The 12,532-nt window shown below is 57.7% G+C and carries 13 protein-coding genes; 7 read left to right on the forward strand and 6 right to left on the reverse strand.

Translation table 11 applies throughout. The features are described from left to right. Window positions 1-4: 4 nt before the first annotated feature. Window positions 5-364 carry an arsenate reductase (glutaredoxin) gene (arsC, locus tag ACE3MN_RS06925; RefSeq protein WP_004136504.1) on the reverse strand — a complete coding sequence of 120 codons (360 nt, stop codon included), beginning with the start codon at window positions 362-364 and terminating at the stop codon, window positions 5-7. Between the two features lie 9 nt (window positions 365-373). Then, on the reverse strand, window positions 374-1,837 hold the full coding sequence (gene bepA / locus ACE3MN_RS06930; protein ID WP_148866027.1) for a beta-barrel assembly-enhancing protease: 1,464 nt from the start codon (window positions 1,835-1,837) through the stop codon (window positions 374-376). Between the two features lie 229 nt (window positions 1,838-2,066). On the opposite strand from bepA, the gene ACE3MN_RS06935 reads away from it, so the two are divergent. Continuing rightward, on the forward strand, window positions 2,067-3,134 hold the full coding sequence (locus ACE3MN_RS06935) for an AI-2E family transporter (protein WP_004123481.1): 1,068 nt from the start codon (window positions 2,067-2,069) through the stop codon (window positions 3,132-3,134). Window positions 3,135-3,212: 78 nt separating this feature from the next. Here ACE3MN_RS06935 and bcp read toward each other — a convergent pair whose 3' ends face one another. Continuing rightward, window positions 3,213-3,683, reverse strand: a complete 471-nt coding sequence (bcp, locus tag ACE3MN_RS06940) for a thioredoxin-dependent thiol peroxidase (protein ID WP_004104423.1) — start codon at window positions 3,681-3,683, stop codon at window positions 3,213-3,215. A gap of 3 nt (window positions 3,684-3,686) precedes the next feature. Next, the gene (locus ACE3MN_RS06945) at window positions 3,687-4,256 is read right to left on the reverse strand and encodes a glycine cleavage system transcriptional repressor (protein ID WP_004123480.1); all 570 of its coding nucleotides are present in this window, start codon (window positions 4,254-4,256) and stop codon (window positions 3,687-3,689) included. A 153-nt stretch (window positions 4,257-4,409) separates the two neighbouring features. On the opposite strand from ACE3MN_RS06945, the gene dapA reads away from it, so the two are divergent. The 6 genes from dapA to ypfH all read left to right on the forward strand — a co-directional run bounded on the left by dapA (window position 4,410) and on the right by ypfH (window position 10,940). Continuing rightward, window positions 4,410-5,288 (forward strand): 4-hydroxy-tetrahydrodipicolinate synthase, encoded by an 879-nt coding sequence (dapA, locus tag ACE3MN_RS06950; RefSeq protein ID WP_004136508.1) that lies wholly within the window; start codon window positions 4,410-4,412, stop codon window positions 5,286-5,288. A gap of 16 nt (window positions 5,289-5,304) precedes the next feature. Further along, window positions 5,305-6,339: an outer membrane protein assembly factor BamC gene (gene bamC, locus ACE3MN_RS06955; RefSeq protein WP_049130683.1), complete on the forward strand. Its 1,035-nt coding sequence runs from the start codon at window positions 5,305-5,307 to the stop codon at window positions 6,337-6,339. A 108-nt stretch (window positions 6,340-6,447) separates the two neighbouring features. Then, window positions 6,448-7,161, forward strand: a complete 714-nt coding sequence (purC, locus tag ACE3MN_RS06960; RefSeq protein ID WP_024359332.1) for a phosphoribosylaminoimidazolesuccinocarboxamide synthase — start codon at window positions 6,448-6,450, stop codon at window positions 7,159-7,161. 120 nt (window positions 7,162-7,281) lie between these two features. Then, complete coding sequence (locus ACE3MN_RS06965; protein ID WP_024359331.1) at window positions 7,282-8,151, forward strand: neutral zinc metallopeptidase; 870 nt, start codon at window positions 7,282-7,284, stop codon at window positions 8,149-8,151. A 12-nt stretch (window positions 8,152-8,163) separates the two neighbouring features. Further along, complete coding sequence (locus ACE3MN_RS06970) at window positions 8,164-10,164, forward strand: tRNA(Met) cytidine acetyltransferase TmcA (RefSeq protein ID WP_102649908.1); 2,001 nt, start codon at window positions 8,164-8,166, stop codon at window positions 10,162-10,164. Between the two features lie 77 nt (window positions 10,165-10,241). Next, a complete protein-coding gene (ypfH, locus tag ACE3MN_RS06975) occupies window positions 10,242-10,940 on the forward strand; it encodes an esterase (RefSeq protein WP_004136522.1) in 699 nt (232 codons plus the stop codon). Window positions 10,941-11,172: 232 nt separating this feature from the next. Here the strand turns inward: ypfH and ACE3MN_RS06980 are convergent, their stop codons facing one another. Both ACE3MN_RS06980 and dapE read right to left on the reverse strand, forming a co-directional pair. Beyond that, window positions 11,173-11,376, reverse strand: a complete 204-nt coding sequence (locus ACE3MN_RS06980) for a YpfN family protein (protein ID WP_004123464.1) — start codon at window positions 11,374-11,376, stop codon at window positions 11,173-11,175. A 27-nt stretch (window positions 11,377-11,403) separates the two neighbouring features. Next, a complete protein-coding gene (gene dapE, locus ACE3MN_RS06985) occupies window positions 11,404-12,531 on the reverse strand; it encodes a succinyl-diaminopimelate desuccinylase (protein ID WP_004136523.1) in 1,128 nt (375 codons plus the stop codon). Window position 12,532: the final 1 nt, after the last annotated feature.

The following is a 12,532-nucleotide window of genomic DNA, read 5'->3' on the forward strand; positions in this document are numbered from 1 at the left end:
CTGTTTAGTTGACGATCTCCAGTACCTGCTCCGGCGGACGACCGATACGGGCCTCGCCGTGGCTGACGACGATAGGCCGCTCAATCAGCTTTGGATTATCGATCATTGCCTGGATCAGCGCCTCTTCGCTGAGCTGCGGATTAGCGAGATCGAGGGATTTATAGAGATCTTCTTTCTGGCGCATTAAGTCGCGCGCGCTGGCCATTCCCAGCATCTTCAGCAGCTGGCGCAGCGTGGCGGCATCCGGCGGTGTCTCCAGATAGAGCACTACTTCAGGGTCGATGCCGTTAGCCTTCAGCAGGCTCAGGGTGTCGCGACTCTTGGAGCAGCGCGGGTTGTGATAGATTTTGACCGTATCGGACATGAGATCTCCTTACATTTTCTGGTACGGTTTGAAGCGTTCCTGCAGCTGACGCAGCTGATCGATACGCGCATCGTAGCGGGCCTGCTGCAGGCTGCCTAATTTCACCTGTGAGCTGGCGCTGCTGAGCAGGGTAATGGCCTGATCGAGTCGGCCAACCAGCGCCATGCCCTCCGCGCGCGCTGCCAGCTCCTGATCGCGATTTCCCAGTTTAGCTTCCGCTTGCGCCAGCAAATCCCAACCATTGACGTCATCTTTATTGTTAAAGGTATAGCGGTTAAGGATCGTCGCCGCTTCCCCCGGCTGCCCGCCTTCCAGCAGGGCGTTGGCGAGGTTGAGCTGTAGTACCGGGTTAGTACGCAGTTCCCGGGCGCCCTTCAGGCGGTTAATCGCGTCTGTGGCTCGCTTTTGTCCGAGATCGATATCGGTCGCCAGGTCAAGGTACCAGGCATTTTGCGGTTCGGCGCTCAGCAGCGGCTGTAGCGTTTTGCGCGCCAGATCGTAATTGTTGCTGCCCATCGCCAGCAGCGCGCGGCCGTACTGGGCGGCGTGCTGTTCGCGAATATTGCCTTTTTCCCAGTTGCTCAGCAGGTCGTTGCCCAGCTTATTGTCGCCGGAGGTGTACATTCCGAGCGTTCTGGCTTTCGCCAGGTAGAAGTCAGGCGAGGATTGCACGACCACCGGGCGCATCTGGTTCGCACGGTTGCGGGCGTCGGCGAGACGGCTTTCCGGTAAGGGGTGGGTCAGCAGCATTTCCGGCGGCCGGGTCGAGTAACGCGACTCGTCAAGCAGCTTGCCCATAAACGCCGGCATCGCCTGCGGATCGAAACCTGAACGTTGAAGGACCTGAATACCAATGCGGTCGGCCTCTTCCTCGTTTTGGCGGGTAAAGCTGATCAGCCCCTGCTGGCTGCCCGCCAGGGTGCCGGTCAGCGCGGCCATGCCGGCCTGCGGGCTGGCCATCGCCAGCAGAATCGACCCCAGCGCGCCAACCCAGGTCAGCGGAGCGTTGCGCTTTTGGTCTTCCATCGCGCGGGCAAGGTGGCGCTGGGTGACGTGAGAAATTTCGTGCGCCATGACCGACGCCAGCTCGCTTTCATTATCCGAGTAGCGGAACAGCGCCGAGTGCAGTACGACGTTACCGCCGAAGAAAGCAAAGGCGTTTATTTGATCGTTATTAATCAGATAAAAGTGGAACGGAGTGCGCACCGAATTGGCGTGCGACACCAGGCGCATGCCTAAACCGTTGATATATTGCACCAGCAGCGGATCGTTAATTAACGGCGCGCTGCCGCGCAGCTGGCGCACGTAATAATCTCCCATCTGCATTTCCTGGCCAATGGAGAGCGTGCTTCCTGCGGAGGTGCCCATGTCCGGCAGAGTGTCTGCGGTATCGGCAAAAGCAGGTAATATTGAACCCAGCGTCAGCGACGCTATGACGGTCGCCACCAGCGTTTTCTTCAACTGCCTGAACATAACCTCTGTCCTGTAATGTAGGTGTGCCAGTTTGACCGATTGTGCGGCGTAATGTTCCCTGACCGCAAGCAGGTTCAGCGAGTTTAGCCGTCGTTCGCGGCGTTGCAAATATGATATTCACCCGGTCATTAATGTTTGTGGTTTTACCCATAAAAAGCGAAGTCTTTTTTGTGACATTTCGATACAATTCCCGAGATTGTTACAGCTCCGCTCTTCAGGGAAGGGTTTTATGCTTCAGATGTTAATGCAGTGGTACCGTCGTCGGTTCAGCGATCCGGAGGCGATAGCGCTGCTGGTCATTTTGCTGGCTGGGTTCGGCATTATGTTTTTCTTCAGCGGCCTGCTGGCACCTCTACTGGTATCTATTGTTCTGGCCTATTTGCTGGAGTGGCCCACCGTCAGGCTGGAGCGTATCGGTTTTTCACGTACCTGGGCCACCTCGGTCGTTCTGATTTTGTTCGTTGGCATCCTGCTGTTGATGGCGTTTGTGGTGATGCCGGTTGCCTGGCAGCAGGGCATTTATCTGATCCGCGATATGCCGGGGATGCTGAATAAACTTTCCGATTTCGCCGCGACGGTGCCGCGCCGTTATCCGGCCTTAATGGATGCCGGCATTATCGACGCGATGGCGGAGAATATGCGCAGCCGCATGTTAACCGTAGGCGATTCGGTAGTGAAGTATTCGCTGGCCTCGCTGGTCGGGCTGCTGACCCTGGCGGTCTATCTGGTGCTGGTGCCGCTGATGGTTTTCTTTCTGCTGAAGGATAAAGAGCAGATGCTTAACGCCGTACGCCGGGTGCTGCCGCGCAACCGCGGGCTGGCCGGGCAGGTGTGGAAAGAGATGAACCAGCAAATTACCAACTATATCCGCGGCAAGGTGCTGGAGATGATCGTCGTCGGCGTGGCGACGTGGATTGGCTTTATCCTATTTGGCCTCAACTATTCGCTGCTGCTGGCGGTGCTGGTGGGGTTCTCGGTATTAATCCCCTATATCGGCGCGTTTGTGGTCACCATTCCGGTGGTGGGCGTGGCGCTGTTCCAGTTTGGCGCGGGAACCGAGTTCTGGAGCCTGTTTGCGGTGTACCTGATTATTCAGGCGCTGGATGGCAACCTGCTGGTACCGGTACTGTTCTCGGAAGCGGTTAACTTGCATCCGCTGGTGATTATTCTGTCGGTGGTGATTTTTGGCGGTCTGTGGGGATTCTGGGGCGTATTCTTCGCGATTCCGCTGGCGACGCTCATCAAAGCGGTGGTGCACGCCTGGCCGGATGGCCTGATCGTGGAAGACGAGCATTAGCGCGAAGCCGCAAGGAATGCCCTAAAAAAAGACGCCGGGTGGTTGAGAACGACCCGGCGTCTTGCGTTTGTCTTAGCGTCAGGCGTTTTCTTTCAGCCAGTTCAGCACCACGTCGTGGTGATTGCTGGTTTTGAAATCATCAAACACATGTTCGATTTTGCCGTTGGCGTCGATGAGGAAGCTAATACGATGGATACCGTCGTAGGTTTTCCCCATAAAGGTTTTTTCACCCCAGATACCAAACTGCTCGCATACCTGATGATCTTCATCAGACAGGAGAGTGAAGTTCAGCAGCTCTTTTTCGGCGAAACGGGAGAGTTTTTCTGGTTTATCCGTACTGATACCCAGTACTTCAACGCCTGCTTTTTTCAGGTCGTCCATATTATCGCGTAAACCGCACGCCTGTACGGTGCAGCCCGGGGTCATGGCTTTCGGATAAAAATAAACCAGAACACGCTGTCCCTGGAAGTCGGTCAAATTTACTTCCTCGCCGTCCTGGTCCGGTAAGCTAAATTTCGGTGCAATATCACCGGCTTTCAGTGGGTTCATCACTCAAACTCCATCCTGTTCATCATGCTGTGAATAATTAACAATGTTAATACTGCCTTGTGCATTCAGTTCTGTACATAGGGCTTTGAACGCTTGTTCGATATTTGATGCATTTTGCGTAGTCGGGCTGTGGGCGGTGATCTGGATAAAAAGCTGTGCTGACTCGTCGTTTGCACCGGGCTGAGTGCGGGAAACCAGCTCGGCAATGTTCATTTTCCACGTATCGCACAGCGCCGTAAATCGCTCAATGATATGCGGCGAATCCGGCACCTCAACCTGAACCCAGACGGTGTTCTGCATCGCCTGAGGCGGCCTCGCGGTTGTACGCTTCATCACGATAAGCAGATCCAGCTCGGCGCCTTTCAGCGGCAGAGTTGACTCAATCAGGTTAATTGCATTCCACGAGCCGGAAAGCAGCATGATAAACGTAAACTCATCGCCAAGCATGGCCAGCCGACTGTCTTCGATATTACAGCCGCAGCTGCTGACGTGACGAGTGATCGTATTCACGATGCCTGGGCGGTCAGCACCCAACGCGGTAATAACCAGATAGTGTTGTAATGAGGCTGTCAAACCTGTTCTTCCTTTAAAAAGGTGAGGTAACGTTAGGAAAGCATAAAAAAAACCGGCATACAACATCCCTGATGGCATCGGGTCTCTTGCTTTTATTGCGACTCCAAACGTAACATTGAGAATCTTGTCCCACTTATGCTCTGAGGATGGCCCATGTTTACGGGAAGTATTGTAGCGCTTGTCACGCCGATGGATGAAAACGGCAACGTCTGCCGGTCAAGCCTGAAAAAACTGATTGATTATCATGTCGCCAGCGGCACCTCGGCGATCGTTTCGGTAGGAACTACCGGAGAGTCCGCAACATTGAGCCATGAAGAGCATGGTGACGTGGTCATGCAGACGCTGGAACTGGCCGACGGGCGTATTCCGGTTATTGCCGGCACCGGTGCCAATGCAACCGCAGAGGCGATTAGCCTGACCAAACGATTTAACGATAGCGGCGTGGTTGGCTGCCTGACGGTCACGCCGTATTACAACCGTCCGACCCAGGAAGGGCTGTTCCAACACTTTAAAGCTATCGCAGAGCATACTGACCTGCCGCAAATCCTGTATAATGTGCCGTCCCGTACCGGTTGCGATATGCTGCCTGAAACCGTTGGCCGTCTGGCGGAAATTAAAAATATTATCGGTATTAAGGAAGCGACGGGGAACTTAAGCCGCGTTCATCAGATCAAAGAGCTGGTTTCAGATGACTTTATTCTGCTGAGCGGCGATGACGCGACCGGAATGGACTTTATGCAGCTTGGCGGTCACGGCGTGATTTCCGTAACGACAAACGTTGCGGCGCGCGAAATGGCCGAGATGTGCCGACTGGCGCTAGCAGGTCAATTTGCCGAAGCTCGTGCGATTAACCAGCGTCTGATGCCATTGCATACCAAATTATTTGTCGAACCCAACCCTATCCCGGTCAAATGGGCCTGTAAGGCGTTGGGTCTTGTGGCGACCGATACGTTACGCCTGCCGATGACCCCGATTACCGAAAACGGTACTAAGGTCGTTACCGCAGCGCTGAAGCATGCCGGTTTGCTGTAAAGTTTAGGGAGATTTGATGGCTTACTCAGTACAGAAGTCGCGCCTGGCGAAGGTTGCGGGTGTTTCGCTGGTTCTACTCCTCGCGGCCTGTAGTTCTGACTCGCGCTATAAGCGTCAGGTGAGCGGCGACGAGGCCTATTTGCAGGCAACGCCGCTTAGTGAACTTCACGCGCCAGCAGGGATGATCCTGCCGGTTCAGGTGGGTGATTATAATATTCCGGTTGCAACCAGCACCGGTAACACAGGCAAAGCCCTGGACATCCGTCCGCCGGCCCAGCCTCTGGCGCTGGTCAGCGGCGCGCGTACGCAGTTTAACGGTGATACCGCAACGCTGATGGTGGAAAACGGTCGCAGCGGTTCGCTGTGGGCGCAGGTGGCAAGCATCGTGCAGTCGAAAAACTACACTATCGCTAAACGCGACGATGCCAGCCAGACGCTGAATACCGACTGGGTCGAATGGAATCGCCTCGATGAAGACCAGCAGTACCGTGGTCGCTATCAAATCTCAGTTAAGCAGCAGGGCTATCAGCAGGCGGTGATCGTGAAGCTGGTGAATCTGGAGCAGGCGGGTAAACCTGTTGCCGATCCGGCTTCGCTGCAGCGCTACAGTACCGCCATGCTGAACGTCATTTCCGAAGGTCTGGATCTGAACGCCACCAGCGCGCAGAACGCCGCGCAGAAAAATGCCGGGGCGACCTTCGACGTGCAGAGCGGCGCTGATGATACCGGCCTGCCGATGCTGATCGTTCGCGCGCCGTTTAACCTGGTGTGGCAACGCCTGCCGGGCGCGCTGGAAAAAGTGGGTATGAAGGTCACCGATAGCTCTCGTTCTCAGGGCAGCTTCTCCGTCACCTACAAACCGCTTTCCGACAGCGGCTGGAGCGATCTGGGCGCTCGCGACCCGCAGCTGGTCTCCGGCGATTATAAACTGCAGGTCGGGGACCTCGATAACCGCAGCAGTCTGCAGTTCATCGACCCGAAAGGTCATACTCTGACGCAGTCGCAAAACGATGCCCTGGTTGCCGTATTCCAGGCCGCATTAAGTAAGTAATTAACAGGGCTGGAGCAATCCGGCCCTTTTTAATGTATAGTGACGCAAACGTGTGCGTCGGCAGAAAAGCACAAATTTTTATCGTTAATCATCACTGGAGTGACAAAGATGCAAAAGCAAGCTGAGTTGTATCGTGGTAAAGCGAAGACGGTATACAGCACCGAAAACCCGGATCTGTTGATACTCGAATTCCGTAACGATACGTCAGCAGGGGACGGCGCTCGCATTGAGCAGTTCGATCGTAAAGGCATGGTGAACAACAAGTTTAACCATTTCATTATGAGCAAGCTGGCGGAAGCGGGTATCCCGACCCAGATGGAAGCGCTGTTGTCCGATACCGAGTGTCTGGTTAAAAAGCTGGATATGGTGCCGGTGGAATGCGTGGTGCGCAACCGCGCCGCCGGGTCGCTGGTGAAACGCTTAGGGATTGAAGAAGGCATTGAGCTGAATCCGCCGCTGTTCGATCTGTTCCTGAAGAACGACGCCATGCACGATCCGATGGTCAACGAATCCTATTGCGAAACCTTTGGCTGGGTGAGCAAAGAGAACCTGGCGCGGATGCAGGAGCTGACCTTCAAAGCTAACGATGTGCTGAAAAAGCTGTTTGACGACGCGGGCCTGATCCTTGTGGACTTCAAGCTGGAGTTTGGTCTGTTCAAAGGCGAAGTGGTGCTGGGAGACGAATTCTCTCCGGACGGCAGTCGTCTGTGGGATAAAAAAACCATGGATAAAATGGACAAAGACCGCTTCCGCCAGAGCCTCGGCGGCCTGATTGAAGCCTACGAAGAAGTCGCCCATCGCCTGGGCGTGAAGCTCGACTAATCCCCCGACGCCAGAAGAAGTTTTCTTCTTCTGGCGCTCTTCTTGCTGTTTCCTGTGGTAATCCTTCGCTGAACCGCCTACGATCTTATTCATTGGTTAATATGATGAATTGAGGTGCTTATGCGCTGGCAAGGACGTCGCGAAAGCGACAATGTGGAAGATCGTCGTGGTCAATCAGGTTCACCGATGGGCGGCGGAGGCGGTTTTCGTCTCCCCAGCGGCAAAGGCGGCATCGTGCTGCTGATTATTGTCCTGGTGGCGGGCTATTACGGCGTAGATTTAACCGGCATGCTGACCGGCGAACCGGTAACACAACAGCAAACCACCACTCAACGCTCCATCAGCCCGCAGGATGAAGAGGCCGCGAAATTCACGAAGGTGATTCTGGCGGACACGGAAGATACCTGGGGCGCGATTTTTAAAGATATGGGCCGCCAGTACGCGCAGCCGAAGCTGGTGATGTATCGCGGCGCGACGCGGACCGCCTGCGGCACCGGCCAATCGGTGATGGGGCCTTTTTACTGCCCTGCGGACAGCACGGTGTATATCGACCTGTCATTCTACGATGAGATGCAAAGCAAGCTCGGCGCCGGCGGCGACTTCGCGCAGGGCTACGTTATCGCCCACGAGGTTGGCCATCACGTTCAAAAGCTGCTGGGTATTGAATCGAAAGTGCGCCAGCTGCAGCAAAACGCTTCGCAGGCGGAAGCGAATCGCCTGTCGGTGAAAATGGAGCTACAGGCGGACTGCTTCGCGGGCGTCTGGGGCTACAATATGCAGAAGCAGGACTACATGGAGACCGGCGATCTGCAGGAAGCGCTGAACGCCGCAGAGGCGATTGGCGACGATCGCCTGCAGCAGCAGAGCCAGGGGCGCGTGGTGCCGGACAGCTTTACCCACGGAACGTCGCAGCAGCGCTATACCTGGTTTAAACGCGGCTTTGATAGCGGCGACCCGGCGCAGTGCAACACCTTCGGCAACGCGCTGTAATGCTCTCCGGCCATGGATGAACTGCGTCACCTGACGGCGCAGATGGCGCGCGAAGGTATTCGTCGTCTGCTGGTTCTCAGCGGCGACGATGCCTGGACCCTGCGTCAGGCGCAAACAGTACGTACTGAGCTGGCCGCAGACGGACTGTGGGTCGGTCCGCGGCCGATGCCTGAACCATACGCCTCGCCTGCTGCCCTGAAATCGCTACTGGGCCGCGAATTTCAGCACGCCTTTTTCGATGCCCGCGAGGGTTTTGACGTCGCGGCGTTTGCCGCGTTAGCCGGTACGCTGCGCGCCGGGAGCTGGCTGGTATTACTCACGCCCGACTTCGCGCAATGGCCGGCTCGTCCTGATGCGGATTCTCTGCGCTGGAGCGACGCTCCCGACCCCATCTCCACGCCGAATTTTGTTTATCGTTTTTGCCAACAGAGTAGTGCGGATAACGCGTCCATTCTCTGGCGGCAGGGCGAAGAGTGCGTGGTGCCGGCGTTTGCCGCGCGTCCGCGATGGCGTCCCGCCGATGGTCATCCGCAGGCGGAGCAGGCCGCCGTGCTTGCCGAACTGACCGGTTTCCCTCCCGGTATTGCGGCGCTGACCGCCGAACGCGGACGAGGAAAGTCCGCTCTCGCGGGAATGCTTATTCGCCAGCTGGCAGGCGATGCCATCGTCACGGCACCGGCGCGCGCGGCGACGGAGGTCATGGCGGCTTTCGCCGGTGAGGATTTCCGCTTTATGGCCCCCGACGCATTGCTGGCTTCCAACTGCACCGCCGGATGGCTGATTGTCGATGAGGCCGCCGCTATCCCCGGGCCGCTGCTGCGCCAGCTTGTCTCCCGCTTCCCAAGGACGCTATTGACCACCACCGTGCAGGGGTACGAAGGGACCGGGCGCGGCTTTTTGCTTAAGTTTTGCGCCAGCTTTGCGCATCTGCGGCAGTTTAGCCTGACGGCGCCCATCCGTTGGGCGAGCGGCTGTCCGCTGGAGGCGGCGATTGCGCGGCTGCTGCTGTTCAACGACGAGACCTTTCAGCACGCGCCAGGCGGCGATATCGCGCTGGAAAGCGTCAGCCAGCAGAGCTGGCGGCGACAGCCTGCGTTACCGGAAGCGATGTATCAGCTGCTCTCCGGCGCGCACTATCGCACGTCGCCGCTGGACCTGCGGCGCATGATGGATGCGCCGGGGCAGCATTTTACCTGCGCCCGCAGCGGCAACCGCATCGCCGGGGCGCTGTGGCTGGTGGAGGAGGGCGGTCTTGAGCCATCCCTTAGCCAGGCGGTGTGGGCCGGCTACCGCCGTCCGCGCGGTAATCTGGTGGCGCAGTCGCTGGCGGCGCACGGCGGCAGCCCGCTAGCGGCCACGCTGACAGGGCTGCGTATCAGCCGTATTGCCGTGCATCCGGCTCGCCAGCGCGAAGGGCTGGGGCAGCGGCTGGTGGCCCAGGCGGCGTCGCAGGGTGCGGAGCGGGATTATCTGTCGGTGAGTTTCGGCTACACGCCTGAGCTGTGGCGCTTCTGGCAACGCTGCGGTTTTACGCTGGTGCGGCTGGGCACCCATCGGGAAGCCAGCAGCGGCTGTTATACCGCGATGGCGCTCTATCCTCTCAGCGAAGCGGGCCAGCGGCTGGCAAGCGAAGAGTCCGCGCGTCTGCTGCGCGATGAGTTCTGGCTGCGCGACTGGCGAGATGAGCCTTCGCCGTTGCCGGAGCGGAAAGCGACTATTCTTAGTGAAGAGGACTGGCTGGAAGTGGCGGGTTTTGCTTTTGCCCATCGTCCGCTGCTGACCTCGGCGGGTAGCCTCAATCGCCTGCTTATACGGGTGGATCTGCCGCTTCCGGCGCTGCGGGCCCGCCTGCAGCAGCAGGATGAGACCACGGTTTGCCGAACGCTAGGTTTATCCGGACGGAAAGCGCTTCTGGTCAGGCTGCGCGAAGAAGCGGCGCAGGCGCTATCAGGCGTGAATGCGGATCGTGCCAACGACCTGCGCCAGCAGGTTCAAATGCTGCAATTTTTTTAACTAACTCCTTCAGCTAAATGGCATGGTCATATTTCGCCTGCGGCGTAAACTTCCTTGCAGACATTAAGGAGACAGCCATGAAACACGATCATTTTATTGTTCAAAGTCCCGCGACACCTGCACAGCAACTGCTGCTGCTGTTTCATGGCGTCGGCGATAACCCGGTAGCAATGGGGCAAATCGGCAGCTGGTTTGCGCCGCTCTTTCCCGAAGCGCTGATCGTCAGCATCGGCGGCGCGGAGCCGTGCGGCCCGCCTCCGGGGCGCCAGTGGTTCTCCGTGCAGGGCGTCAGCGAAGAAAACCGCCAGCAGCGCGTGGATGCGATCATGCCGACCTTCATTGAAACGGTTCGCTACTGGCAACAGAAGAGCGGCGTCAGCCCGCAGGCGACGGCGCTGATCGGCTTCTCGCAGGGGGCGATTATGTCGCTGGAGAGCATTAAAGCCGAGCCGGGTTTGGCATCGCGGGTGATCGCCTTTAACGGCCGCTATGCGACGCTGCCGGAGACGGCGACGACCGCGACCACCGTGCACCTGATCCACGGCGGCGAAGATCGGGTGATCGATCTGGCGTGGGCGGTGGCGGGGCAGGAGGCGCTGCAGCAGGCCGGCGGTGACGTGACGCTGGATATTGTTGAAGATTTGGGGCACGCGATTGACGATCGCAGTATGCAGTTTGCCCTCGATCATCTGCGCTTTACCGTACCGAAGCACTATTTCGACGAAGCGCTCAGCGGTAGCACGCCAAAAGACAGCGATATTATTGAACTGCTGTAAATAAAAATCCCGGAGGCGATGCTGCGCATCTGTCCGGGCTACCGGACCTACAGACGGCAGTGAACTCGTAGCCCGGGCAAGGCGCGTCGAGCGCCGCCCCCGGGAACAAAGCGCGCAGGGGAACCGCGCATTCCAGGAGGCGATGCTATGCATCTGTCCAGGCTACCGGTCCCGCAGGCGGAAGCGTTGCGTGGACCGGGCGATGTCTTTGCTGCAATCTGAAATAAATTGCTTACTTCTTCTTCGACGGGTCGTTCTTCGGCCAGTCGTCGTCATCGTCCCACTTGTCGTTGAAGTCGCGATGCGGCGGCAGGTCCGGCTTATTGTTGAGGAATTTTTTGTGGTCAACGCGGGTCAGATCTTTAATCACGTTAATCATCACGCCCACCAAAAATACCAACACCAGAACCCACCAGTATTTCGTTAGCCAATCCATGCGCTTACCTCTTCTCTATTGATGCCGTCAGGCGACCAGCTGTTCCATGATGCGCTGGTACATCCGCGCTAGCAGCTGGAGGTCGGCGGCATTCACACACTCGTTTATTTTATGAATGGTGGCGTTCACTGGCCCCAGTTCAACCACCTGCGCCCCCATACGCGCGATAAAACGCCCATCGGAGGTGCCGCCGTTAGTCAGCAGCTGCGGTTTTATTTCATTATAGTGCTCAATGGCGTTAACCACCGCATCAACCAGCTTACCGCGGCTGGTCAGGAACGGCTGACCCGAGAGCCACCAGTCAACGCTGTAGCGCAGCGCGTATTTCTCCAGCAGCGCCACGACGCGCGCTTTAATCATTTCGTCGGTCAGCTCGGTACTAAAGCGGAAGTTGAACTGGACGAACATATCGCCGGGAATCACGTTGTTGCTGCCGGTCCCGGACTGCACGTTGGCGATTTGCATACTGGTCGGCGGAAAAAATTCGTTGCCCTTATCCCACTCGATAGTCACCAGCTCCGCCAGCATCGGCGCGGCGCGGTGAACCGGGTTATCGGCGAGGTGCGGATAGGCCACGTGCCCCTGCACGCCGTGAATGGTCAGGTTGCAGGTCAGCGAGCCGCGACGGCCGTTTTTCACCACATCGCCGACGACTTCGGTGCTTGAGGGTTCACCGACCAGGCAGTAGTCCAGACGCTCGTTGCGCGCCATCAGCGCTTCCACAACCTTAACGGTGCCGTTTTTGGCGCTGGCCTCTTCATCCGAGGTGATCAGAAAGGCCAGACGGCCTTTATGGTCCGGATACTGGGCGACAAAGCGCTCGGCGGCAACCACCATCGCCGCAAGCGAGCCTTTCATATCGGCCGCGCCGCGGCCAAACAGCATGCCGTCGCGAATAGTCGGCTCAAAAGGGGGGTTAATCCAGCGATCGGCATCGCCCGACGGGACGACATCGGTATGACCGGCGAACGCCAGCGTTTCCCCGCGCCCGCGCCAGGCCCAGAAGTTTTGGGTATCCCCGAAATCCATCGGTTCAACGGTAAAGCCAATCGCACGCAGACGTTCAATCATTAACGCCTGGCATCCCGCATCATCGGGGCTGAGGGAAGGGCGGCGAATAAGCTGCTGAGCCAGCTCAATGACCGGGCAAGACATA

The sequence above is a fragment of the Klebsiella grimontii genome, assembly GCF_042137965.1.
GTDB lineage: Bacteria > Pseudomonadota > Gammaproteobacteria > Enterobacterales > Enterobacteriaceae > Klebsiella > Klebsiella grimontii.